We start from the raw sequence: 10,531 nt of genomic DNA, 5'->3' as shown, positions 1-10,531 counted from the left end.
TGTGAGAGAAGGAGTGCAGAATGTCGAGAAATCAAAATAGTTAGATTAATACTTGTTTCCATAAGGTATTATCGGGAGGTTAAAAGGGATGAATCAAAATAAGTCAAATCCAGAAAAATCAATCAAAAAATTTACGATAATTTGGATAGGCCAATTCGTCTCTATTTTAGGCTCTGGTTTGACAACTTTTGGGTTATCTGTGTGGGTTCTAGAAACAACTGGAAGTGCAATGACTTTTACTATGACTGTTTTAATGCGGATTTTACCAGGGATAATCTTTGCACCGATCGCAGGGACATTTGCTGATAGGAAAAACAGGAAAAATATAATTATATTCACAGACGCATTTGACGCACTTTTAAAAATGGTTATGATCATATTGCTTATAACGGGGCAAATGAAACTATGGATGATTTTCCCAATTAACTTCATATCTGCAGTATTTGGGACATTTCAGAGTCCTGCATTCACTGCCTCTATCCCGGAAATTGTTCCTAAGAAAAACCTTGGTAGGGCAAATGGAATGATGCAATTAATCCCATCCATTCAAAATATAATAGCACCTGTAGTAGCAGGAGCTCTATACCCTTTAATTGATTTATCAGGTTTATTAACAATCGATTTTATAACATTCTTTGTAGCAATAGGAACAGTCCTATCACAAAAAATCCCACAGCCTGTTATCGAAGATAAAAGGGTGAATATGGGTAATATAATCAATGATTTTAAATATACCCTCACATATTTAAAAGGAAAACAAGGTTTTTTCTCACTCATAGCTGTATTCGCCCTGTTAAATTTCATAGCTAATTTGTGCATAGTACTTGTTGGCCCAATAATAATGGGTAATTATAATTCCGTAATTTATGGGATGGTAAATTCCATATCGGGAATAGCATTAGTTTTAGGAGGGTTAGTTGCAAGTGTTATACCAACTATTAAAAATAGGGTAAAAGTGATATTTATTGGGCTCATACTATCAGGTATAGGTTTGTGTGTGATGGGTGTATCGCCTCTTTGGTATATAATTGGTGTGGGATTTTTCATATTCATGTTGCCTGTTCCATTCACAAATGCTACATTGGGTACCATAATGCAGCTAAAAATTGAGGGTAACGTTTTGGGAAGAGTGGGCGCTGTGATAGATGGACTTTTGAAAATTATAACCCCAGTTGCAATTGTATTATCAGGTGTTTTGGCAGAAAAAGTATTCAATCCACTTCTTATAGATGGAGGCACATTAGCGAATACGTGGATTGGCTCTTTAATAGGTGTTGGGAAAAACAGGGGATAGGACTTATGTTCATTCTATCTGGTTTGATTTTGATTGTCGTTTGTGTTTTAATGTTATTTAATAAAGTAGTAATTAACCTAGAAGAAAATAATCCAGATGCAGTTTTAGATTAAGAAAAAGCGAGCCTGATTCTTTCTCAAAAATAGAGGTTAATTAGTCTTGAGTTCAAGTTATATCATAATTAATAGTCATTCAAATAAGGAATTGGTTGGAATGTATTTATGTCTATAAGTAGGCATAGCTAACGGATGTGAAAGAAGGGATACAAAGCGATAGAAAGATACAAAGAGCTAGAAAAAATGGAGGTGCCAAAAATGTTTAACACATTAGAAGAGATAGCAAAAAGAGACAGAGAAAAAGCTAGATTAGAGGGTGAAAGAGAATTTGCAATTAGAATATTAAGCAAAAGATTCGGTAACCAATTAACCGAAGAGATAAAAGATAAGATAAGAAAAGCGGATGAAAAAACGATAGATTACATAGGGGATAATTTGTTAGAAATAACCATAGAAGAACTAAAAGAGTTATTGAAATAATTTTGTAAAGACGCCCAACATGGGCGTTTTTCAATTAAAAATTGTTGCTAATTTCCACCAACTCTTCTCTCTCTTCCCCTTCAAAAACATAAAAAGAAACAGCAGAAGGCTTTCTTTTCAACGTGTATTTTTTGACGAATGGATTAATCTCTTTTGGTACTTTCGGTGTGAATTCTTTTGGTATATCCTTTAAATCATAGTACCTACCGTAATTCATTATGAATTTTTCTAATATCTTTTTTTGGCTTGCATCAAGATTAACGTAATTTTCAATGAACTCTTTTAAATTCTTTTTATTCAAGTCTTTCACAAACTTTTTTACAACATCTTTCCTTCCCAAATAAAAGGAATGTTCGCTGAAGGTTATATTTTTGTTTGTGTAGATTTTTGGTTTTTGAACGTTTGTTAGTAAAGAATCAAAATCTATCCTTTATTCACAATTTCAACCAAAGATCGAAGATTCATTCTAAGAACCTCCCTAACCTCATGAAATATTTACACAGCGTTATAATAATGGAATATTCGTTTACTTCAATTCAACTTAGAAATTTTTCTAAAAATAGATTGAAACCATTCAAACACAATTGTACCATAATACAGATAAAAAAAGAAAAAGAGAATATAAGTAATTTAAAGATAACAAAAATTATCAAGTTTGATTTTAACATAAGTTTTTTTTGACCGATCTCTGTAATACTTTATCAATGTATATTTGAAACCAATTAAAAAAACAGTTGAAAATCATATGGAAAAGGGTATGATTAAAATAAGGGATTGAATTATTTGAGATATTAGTTTTAAATTAAAAAAATAATTCAAGGGGGTGAAAAAGGATGAAGGGATTTTTTGTTGTTTTGTTGATCACAGGTCTGCTATTGAGTGGTATATTTGTTTTTGGTGGAGATGGTCGCATTACAGGATCAACAGATGGAGTAGAACCCACAGAGATGGTAAGTGTTGTGGAAGAAGTAGGGTAAATGCTTGGTTAGGGCTTTTACTTTGTACAAGAAGCAACAAAGGCAATAAAGATAGTGATTTTTAAATTCTTTAATGTTTTAAAACCAAAAGCCCTTTTAGTAAATCCTCTAAGTTTAGAGTTCATACCTTCTATTTTACCGTTTGAAATATTCGTTTTTATGTGTAACAAGATACCTTCTATGTGATTTAAGAGAGTCTTAGCGGCTTTAATCATTTCGGGTATATTTGATTCTATTACCTTTTCATACCATCGTTTAAAATACTTAGCTGCATAAGAAGGTTTCTTGTAATCGAACATCTTTTTAAACTCAAGTACCGATCCGTAGGCTTGAAGTGTGCCAAGATGTTGATATTCCATCAATTCATCGAGTCTAACTTTATCTTTCTTGGTAAGGTTGTTAGGATTTTTTAATAGCAAGTATTTCGTCCTTTTGAGTATCTCATGGTACCCTTTATTCTCTCTGGCTCTCACTTTATCAAGTTGGGCACTTAATACATTAAGTACATGGAATTTGTCAAATATTATCTTTGCTTTTGGGAAATGTTTTCTTGCTCCAGCTTTGAAAGGTACCGACATATCCATACATATGGACTCTATGTCTTTATATATATTGAGTGTATCGGGTTATTGTTCTATCTTTTCTATGTACCATGGATCTGTTATATTCAATATCTGTTCAAATGGTTCTTAGTATCAGTTATCTTAATCAGTGTCCTATATGTTGCCCAGCGTAAAAATAGTATTATTACTCTATTAAAATTGAACACTTTATACAATGGTTTAACTAAAGATTTTGGGAAAGGAGGTGTTTTCATAATGGAAAATAACACAAAGGATAAAATAGAGATAATAGAATTGAATAACGTCGAATTTGAGTCAACTTGTAAGTATGATATGTGTGGCAATGGTAATGTTTAGTACAAAATAAGAGAATGGAATTATTACGCTGGGCAGCATTCTTAGCTTTAATATGAATAATTTTAATGGTTCTCTCATGAAAAAAGTGGGTAAGTAAGCTGGAGTTAAATTAAGTTTATCTAGGGCACTAAAGAAAATACTTTGCAGCATAAGAAGATTTATTGTAATCGAATATTTCTTTGAATTTATCAAATATTATCTTTGCTTTTTGAAAGTGTTACCTTGCTCCAGCTTTGAAAGGGGGAACATATCCTTTGGACGGGAGTATATGCACTGTAATATTTACCGTTGTATTCAAACTTTGCACCTTTTTTGAAATCCACATATATGTTGATTGTATCTCCATGTTGTTCTATCCTTGCTATGTACCATGGATCTGTTATATTCAGTATCTGCTCAAAGAATTTTGGTAGTTCTTTTCTTCTCTGATATCACTCCTTATCTATTCTGTGTTTTCTTACATGATACCAGATTATTTAATCATTTATTCATATTTAATTTTTTCTACCCACACTTTTTGGAAGAGAACCAAAAAGGATTTCAGAAAACAAGACTTTGATTTTAAAAGGGTTACGGGCGGTGTCCTTTCATCCTGCTCGGGATGAGCTGCTGGACAAAGGGGAGCTAAAGCAGATTGCATGTAACTTACGTTGATGGAGATATTTTTTAAATTTTTGAATTAAAAGGTTTTGTTTAAAGCGAGTTAAGAATTACGGAAGACAATAAATATTTATTTTGAAAGAGGAGGTAAGAAATAATTATGGAAAAGCAAAATTTGAGAAAGGCGAAAACTACATATATTGTACCTTATGAAAATGGGAAATTTGTTTTTCTTTCTAATCTAACATCAAAGGTAATGATAGGTGACACCGCAGTGAAAGATATTGTAGAAAACCCTAATTCTTATTTAGATTCTAACCCAAATGTTGTAAAATATCTTTATGAAAATGGTTTTATTGTCAAGAATGAGGCCATAGAAAGTGAAATACTTTATACTAATTTTGAGAAAGCAAAAAATGACATTTCTCTTACTTTTGTACTATATTTGACTTTGAACTGTAATTTCAATTGTGTGTATTGTTTTCAAGGTGAAGAAAACAAAAATAGAAATATAACTTTTAAAAAAAATGATAGTGAGCTAATAGTAAATTTTATAAAGAAAAAATTTGATGCCTCCGATGATGAGAAACTAACTTTAACATTAACTGGTGGAGAGCCACTTTTAAAATTCCCTTTAATTCAAGAAATAGTAACGAAGTTAGAAAGTCAAGTAGGTAAGAATCGTTTATCAACAAGATTAATTTCTAATGGTTCATTATTGGATGAAGAAAAATGCAGGTTTTTTGAAAAACATAATTGGGTTTCTACTCAAATTACTATGGATGGCACCGAATACTATCATAATAAAATGAGACCTTATAGAAATGGAGAAGGGTCGTTCCAGGATGTAATTAAAGGTTTGGATAATGCCTTGAAGTACTGTAAAGAAGTTATTTTGAGGATAAATGTATGGCCTCAAAATATAAGCGGAATAAATGACTTATTAGATTACTTGAAAAAAAATGGATATGCAGAAAAAAGTAATTTAATTCTGGGCTTTCATCAAATTCAAAACTTTTGTGAAACCATAAGAGATAAACTTGAAGGGTTAACATGTAGTTCTTCACAGTGGGGGTTAATGTCTTTAAAATTCCATGAATTAGCTCGCTTTAAAGGATTTAAAAATGTAGATTTACCTCTATCGTTTCCAAGGATGCTACATTGTGGAGCTAATTCCTTAAAAGTTTTTCATATATTACCAGACGGAAGAATAGCTACTTGTTGGGGCACAAGTGGTGAAATGGATGATTTTGTAATTGGAACAATTTATGATGAAAAACCTAACAAAGCATACTTAAAGAACTTAGAAACACTGAAAGGTTATAACCCTCTTAACCAAGATAAGTGTAAAAAATGTGAAGTCTTTGCTCTATGTGGAGGTGGTTGCTTGGCGGAAGCTTTAAGTGAAAATGGAGATATGTCTAAATCTGTTTGTTCTAATGTTAAATATGATCCAGAAAAATATCTAACATTATTTGTAAAAGAGCGCTTGAGAAAAAGTAAATTTTCTACCAGACAATTTACCTAAATCCCCGTTTAGAAAGGAATAGGAGATAGAAAATTAATTTATCTACTTCTTAAAGGTTAGTCAGCGTGGGCAATAGCTAAGCGGTGAAAGCCTGTTGTGGGGTAGATGGCAGAAACCAGTAGTCGAAGACTAGGGTGTTCATCGTGAAGTGGAATCTGAAGGAAGCCCAAAGCAAAGTCTCAGTGCCGTTCCATATGAGCGTTATCGTATTTCTTGTAAGGTTTACTCATTAAAAGATTAACATCTTTCTCTCCTTTTACCTTATTCAAAAAGTATTTTTAGTATACAGCCGAGTTTTAAGGTCGTGTTAGATCATAATTAATTGTCATCGAAATAGGGTAGTGGTTAGATAGTAAGTATGTCTTTGAAATTGATTCGCTTTTTGTTAGTTGAATGTTGTAAAATTTATTCACAAGAACATTTATTTCCTTGAACCCCTTCGGGGCATTTCCTTTTAACCAAATGGAGATCAGCTTGGAATCAATATTATCGTTTTTAGAATGACGAAGAGTTTCACTTTTTCTGAACTCTTTTTAAGGATCTTGTCGAAAGTTGTGAAACCACTCATATTCTGTTTGAGTTTACCGCTAACGATTTTGATTCTATCTGAATTGGAGACGTAGTAATGAAAAGAATTTTTAGAAATATCAATACCTACAAAATACATATTTTTTCACCCCACTTTAGTATTGTTTGAAAATCCGCCTTTTACAATCATCCTTGCTAATACGGCCTTGAAAGGTCAATCAAGTATCGGATTTATGGGCGGAAGGTGGGTAGCGAACAAACTTTAGAACGAACTTAAAAGTTCAGAGAGTATACGCGTTCTACTACCCACTCATTTTTCAAAGAAAATAGTTATTTATACTTATATTGTATTATCAAATATCATAGAAGACAGTATAATATCTTCTCTTAAGAGTAAATTCCCGAAGTAGCATGCGGGAGTTACTTTTTTATTTAAATTACGGCATTACTTTAAAAATTTTAATAAAATACTTGACTTTTTTAAAGTAATATATTATAATCTTTGTAGAATATTTATTTTGATATTCAAAAATCTTAAAGGGGGAGATAAAATGTCAAAATCAACTGGAGGGTTACATCTTTTAATAAAAAACCGTAATTTTCTACTTTTGTTCTTCGGTAGACTAGTATCCAGCGTCGGATCTGCTATTTTTATTATAGCTATTCTTTGGTCAGCTGCAGCTGAGATAGGCGGGGTAGGTGCAGTTAGTACTGTTTTAAGTACTATAGCTGTTACGAATATTATTTTTTCTCCTTTTGCAGGTGTTTGGGCAGATAGATGGAAAAAGAAAAATATTCTTGTGATAACAGATTTAATAAGTGGTGGAATCCTTATTTTACTCGGTATTTTCTTTGGAACATATTTCTATCAAATTTGGGTATTGATAATAACCATTTTTGGATTACAGATCTGTGGTACTTTATTTGGTCCTGCTTTGTTGTCGTTAATCCCGATTATGGTAAACGATGATGAGCTTTCTCAAGCTAACGCCATGATTTCAATGACAGATAGACTTTCTCAACTTATTGGGATGGCAATCGGTGGCGTGATTGTGTCTTTAGTGGGAATAAAATGGGCAATTTTAATCGATGGGTTGACTTTTATTTTCTCGGCAGTTTCTGAAATGTTCATTAAAGCAGAAGAAAAAGGCAGAAAAAAAGAGGAAGCTAGGAAAACTGGTTTGATTTTTTCAGATATAGGAGAAGGTTTCAAAGTGATATGGACCGATGTTCAGCTTAAAGGGTTAATAACCTTAGAGACTTTAGATGATTTTTTTGGAACCACTATATTCGTTTTCCTACCTGTATTGGCTAGTGAGATACTGAAAGTAGGTCCTGGTGAATATGGAATTATGCAAACAATGTTGGGAGCAGGCTCTTTTATAACCGCCCTTGTTCTATCATCCATTAAAGAGATAAAAATGAAGTACGTAGCACTAATGTTATCCTCCGTTTTGGCGGGAGTATTCTTGTCTTCTCTTGGTTTAGTAAACAGTTACATATACGTGTTGATTGCGTTGTTGCTGTTAGGTGTTATGACTGAAATAGGAAACATTAATGAAAATCTTTTGATTCAAAGAATTACCCCTAAAAACACAAGGGGACGGGTTTTTGCGTTGCGATCAACGATAGATAATTCGCTGAGACCTTTTTCTTATGCTTTTGCAGGGATAATGGCAGCATTTTTTTCATTGAAAAGTTTGTTCTTTGTCTTCGGTATAATAACTAGCATACTTGGAATATTTTACCTATTGATACCTTATCAATTGAAAAAGAGGAATGTTTTCTAAAAAATGGCTGTATAATAAAAATGGTTGATGAGGTACTTGACAAAAGGGGTAAAAAAAGATATCACTTCTCATAGAGCACAAAATAAAAATAAAAAGAGAGAAATGATATCAGGAGCAACAAAATTATAGCACAAATACTGGATATTGACAAAGGTTTTAAGTTAAAAGAGAGAAAAGATTTGAGAAAAGAGGGAGAGATTTACTTTGAAGTGAAATATTCGAAAAAGGTAAAGATACCAGAATGTCCGTATAAATGTAAAGGATGTAAAGACAAGCGAGAATACATAGTACGTAACGGTAAAGCAAAAGAAAGGATTATCAAGGCTGGCAAAGTTGGAACACAAAGAATATATCTGATACACAGACCACAAAGATACATGTGTAAAAAAACAGGGAAAACTTTCAGAGATGAGAAGATAAGTTATAGATGGCAAAGAATAACAAGAGCAGAGACAGAAAACATTGTAAAGGGTTTGCGTAAGATGAGCATATCAGCAACCGCGAAAGAGTTTGGTGTAAGTGTGAGAACTGTGAGTAATTTATTAGATTCGATTGAAGTAAAAGTAGATTGGACGAAATTTCAAGATATGGAAGATATAAAGTTAGGGATAGATGAACACTCATTTAGAGGGTTTAAGATGGTGACGACGATAGTAGAATTAAACACCTCAAACACAATAGCGATATTGAAGTCAGACAAAAAAGAAGAGTTGAAAGGATTTTTAAATAAAATACCGTATGAAATAAAGCAAAAGATAACAGAAGTAGCTATCGATATGAGAGCCTCGTTTAAGAATGCAGTCAAAGAAGAATTACCTGGAGTGAAAGTAGTAGCGGACCATTTTCATGTAGTAAAAGACGCACAGAAAAAGCTAAGAGAAAGTATAAAGATAGAAGAAGAAGTAACGAATAACAATAAAAAGATACCTGTAAAATTATTCTTTTTGAATGGAAAGAAATTATTAAAAGAGAAGAAAAAGGTAAAGAAATTATACAAAACATTGAAGGAACATCCATATCTAAAAGAGTATTATAGATACCTACTAATGTTGAAATGGATGTATAAAGCAGAAACGTATGAAGAAGGGAAAAGAAGATTACACATATTGATAGAGAAGATGGAAGAAAGTGAAGATCCTCAGGTATGGAGATGGGCCAAAACATATATAAGGTGGGAAAAAGAAATACTCCAATATTTCGTTAATAGAACAACGACGGCTAAAGTAGAAGGACGACATACACACATAAAATTAATAAAAAGAATAAGTTTTGGATTCAAGGAAGTTTTGAGATATACCAAAAAACATAATCACCCCTCATAGAGATTGGAGAAAAATGAAGGAAATGATAAAATAAAATAAGGGGTGAGAATATGAAAAAGAAAAAAGTTTATTCCGGTGATTTAAAGCTGCAACTTGTTAAAGAATATCTTAACAGTGAAAAATCTTTAAAAGAGTTCTCTGATGAGTATTCTATACCTTTTAACACTCTTTCTCAATGGGTACAAAAGTACAAAAAATCTAATTATGATGACTCTGTGTTTAAAACCAAAAAAGGAAGAACTAAGTCTATGATTTCTGATTATTCTAAGATTCCTCCTATCATTTATGAATCAGCAGGTATAGATAGGTCGGATGATTATAACAATTCTAATGATTCTGTTTATCTTAAGAAGAAAACTTAGTTATTATGAAAAGATTCTTCTTGAAAAAGAATTACAGCTGAGAATAGTAAGAGATGAACTTGAACTTTTAAAAAAAAATATGAACCACAAGTGAATTGTACAGATATTGGTAAATTGATTCTTATTATTAAATACAGAAATTATGGTGTATGCCTGAGTTATCTTCTGGATTATTTTCATATGAGTTCAAGCTCTTTTTACTTCAAAACAAGGTTGTTCTTTGTTGTTGAGACTATCAAGGCTAAACCAAAACAAAAAAGATTCGTAGGATTCTCTTATACTATCAATGGTCAAATAGTTGAGGATGAACGCATTAAAGAGATTATAATCTCCATATATGAAAACAACAATCCAAACGATCCAACTTTTTACTTTAAATCTCTTGGAGATAAGAAGTTATCTGTTGTGTTTAAGAACCAACTTGGAATAATTGTTAACCACAAAAAGATTTACAGAATAAGAAAAGAATTAGGTGTTGTTAGAGCTTACAGAAACCATTTCAAACATCCAAAGAGAAGACCACATAATCATGAAATAGATGCTCCCAATAGATTCTGGGAAGGAGACATCAAATTCATCCCAACAAAATACGATGGCTTTGTTCCTATACTGGATATTATTGATGCTTTTGATAAGACGATTGTTTCTTCACAGATAGGACATTCAAGTAAATC

11 protein-coding genes are annotated in these 10,531 nt (G+C 32.1%); 8 read left to right on the top strand and 3 right to left on the bottom strand.

The annotated features are described in order from the left end of the window. Positions 1 to 88 precede the first annotated feature (88 nt). Positions 89 to 1,294 carry an MFS transporter gene (locus tag PW5551_RS07890; RefSeq protein WP_199562257.1) on the top strand — a complete coding sequence of 402 codons (1,206 nt, stop codon included), beginning with the start codon at positions 89 to 91 and terminating at the stop codon, positions 1,292 to 1,294. 314 nt (positions 1,295 to 1,608) lie between these two features. Then, entirely contained in the window at positions 1,609 to 1,830 is a 222-nt protein-coding gene (locus PW5551_RS07885; RefSeq protein ID WP_113075245.1) for a hypothetical protein, read from the top strand. Positions 1,831 to 1,864: 34 nt separating this feature from the next. Here the strand turns inward: PW5551_RS07885 and PW5551_RS07880 are convergent, their stop codons facing one another. After that, the gene (locus PW5551_RS07880; RefSeq protein ID WP_233488488.1) at positions 1,865 to 2,131 is read right to left on the bottom strand and encodes a hypothetical protein; all 267 of its coding nucleotides are present in this window, start codon (positions 2,129 to 2,131) and stop codon (positions 1,865 to 1,867) included. Between the two features lie 532 nt (positions 2,132 to 2,663). On the opposite strand from PW5551_RS07880, the gene PW5551_RS10200 reads away from it, so the two are divergent. After that, positions 2,664 to 2,807 carry a hypothetical protein gene (locus PW5551_RS10200; RefSeq protein ID WP_155811093.1) on the top strand — a complete coding sequence of 48 codons (144 nt, stop codon included), beginning with the start codon at positions 2,664 to 2,666 and terminating at the stop codon, positions 2,805 to 2,807. Positions 2,808 to 2,824: 17 nt separating this feature from the next. Here the strand turns inward: PW5551_RS10200 and PW5551_RS07875 are convergent, their stop codons facing one another. Further along, positions 2,825 to 3,406, bottom strand: a complete 582-nt coding sequence (locus PW5551_RS07875; protein ID WP_255420134.1) for a transposase — start codon at positions 3,404 to 3,406, stop codon at positions 2,825 to 2,827. 1,081 nt (positions 3,407 to 4,487) lie between these two features. Here PW5551_RS07875 and PW5551_RS07870 point away from each other — a divergent pair. Next, on the top strand, positions 4,488 to 5,855 hold the full coding sequence (locus PW5551_RS07870) for a radical SAM/SPASM domain-containing protein (RefSeq protein WP_012209358.1): 1,368 nt from the start codon (positions 4,488 to 4,490) through the stop codon (positions 5,853 to 5,855). A 469-nt stretch (positions 5,856 to 6,324) separates the two neighbouring features. Here PW5551_RS07870 and PW5551_RS10125 read toward each other — a convergent pair whose 3' ends face one another. Further along, on the bottom strand, positions 6,325 to 6,522 hold the full coding sequence (locus tag PW5551_RS10125; RefSeq protein WP_041534128.1) for a hypothetical protein: 198 nt from the start codon (positions 6,520 to 6,522) through the stop codon (positions 6,325 to 6,327). A gap of 412 nt (positions 6,523 to 6,934) precedes the next feature. Between PW5551_RS10125 and PW5551_RS07865 the strand changes: the two genes are divergently transcribed. The 4 genes from PW5551_RS07865 to PW5551_RS07850 form a co-directional block, all read left to right on the top strand. Beyond that, entirely contained in the window at positions 6,935 to 8,173 is a 1,239-nt protein-coding gene (locus PW5551_RS07865; RefSeq protein ID WP_113075244.1) for an MFS transporter, read from the top strand. 179 nt (positions 8,174 to 8,352) lie between these two features. Next, positions 8,353 to 9,495 (top strand): ISL3 family transposase, encoded by a 1,143-nt coding sequence (locus tag PW5551_RS07860; protein ID WP_233488487.1) that lies wholly within the window; start codon positions 8,353 to 8,355, stop codon positions 9,493 to 9,495. A gap of 50 nt (positions 9,496 to 9,545) precedes the next feature. Continuing rightward, a complete protein-coding gene (locus PW5551_RS07855) occupies positions 9,546 to 9,857 on the top strand; it encodes a transposase (protein WP_113075243.1) in 312 nt (103 codons plus the stop codon). Positions 9,858 to 9,947: 90 nt separating this feature from the next. Then, a partial coding sequence (locus PW5551_RS07850; RefSeq protein WP_233488486.1) for an IS3 family transposase occupies positions 9,948 to 10,531 on the top strand: 584 nt, incomplete at its 3' end.

The organism is Petrotoga sp. 9PW.55.5.1, from assembly GCF_003265365.1.
Taxonomy (GTDB): domain Bacteria; phylum Thermotogota; class Thermotogae; order Petrotogales; family Petrotogaceae; genus Petrotoga.
This window is presented reverse-complemented; position numbering and strand designations above follow the sequence as displayed.

Coding starts and splice junctions, on each gene's coding strand:
- PW5551_RS07890 (WP_199562257.1), top strand. CDS start 89: ATGAATCAAAATAAGTCAAATCCAGAAAAATCAATCAAAAAATTTACG.
- PW5551_RS07855 (WP_113075243.1), top strand. CDS start 9,546: ATGAAAAAGAAAAAAGTTTATTCCGGTGATTTAAAGCTGCAACTTGTT.
- PW5551_RS10200 (WP_155811093.1), top strand. CDS start 2,664: ATGAAGGGATTTTTTGTTGTTTTGTTGATCACAGGTCTGCTATTGAGT.
- PW5551_RS07885 (WP_113075245.1), top strand. CDS start 1,609: ATGTTTAACACATTAGAAGAGATAGCAAAAAGAGACAGAGAAAAAGCT.
- PW5551_RS10125 (WP_041534128.1), bottom strand. CDS start 6,522: ATGTATTTTGTAGGTATTGATATTTCTAAAAATTCTTTTCATTACTAC.
- PW5551_RS07870 (WP_012209358.1), top strand. CDS start 4,488: ATGGAAAAGCAAAATTTGAGAAAGGCGAAAACTACATATATTGTACCT.
- PW5551_RS07865 (WP_113075244.1), top strand. CDS start 6,935: ATGTCAAAATCAACTGGAGGGTTACATCTTTTAATAAAAAACCGTAAT.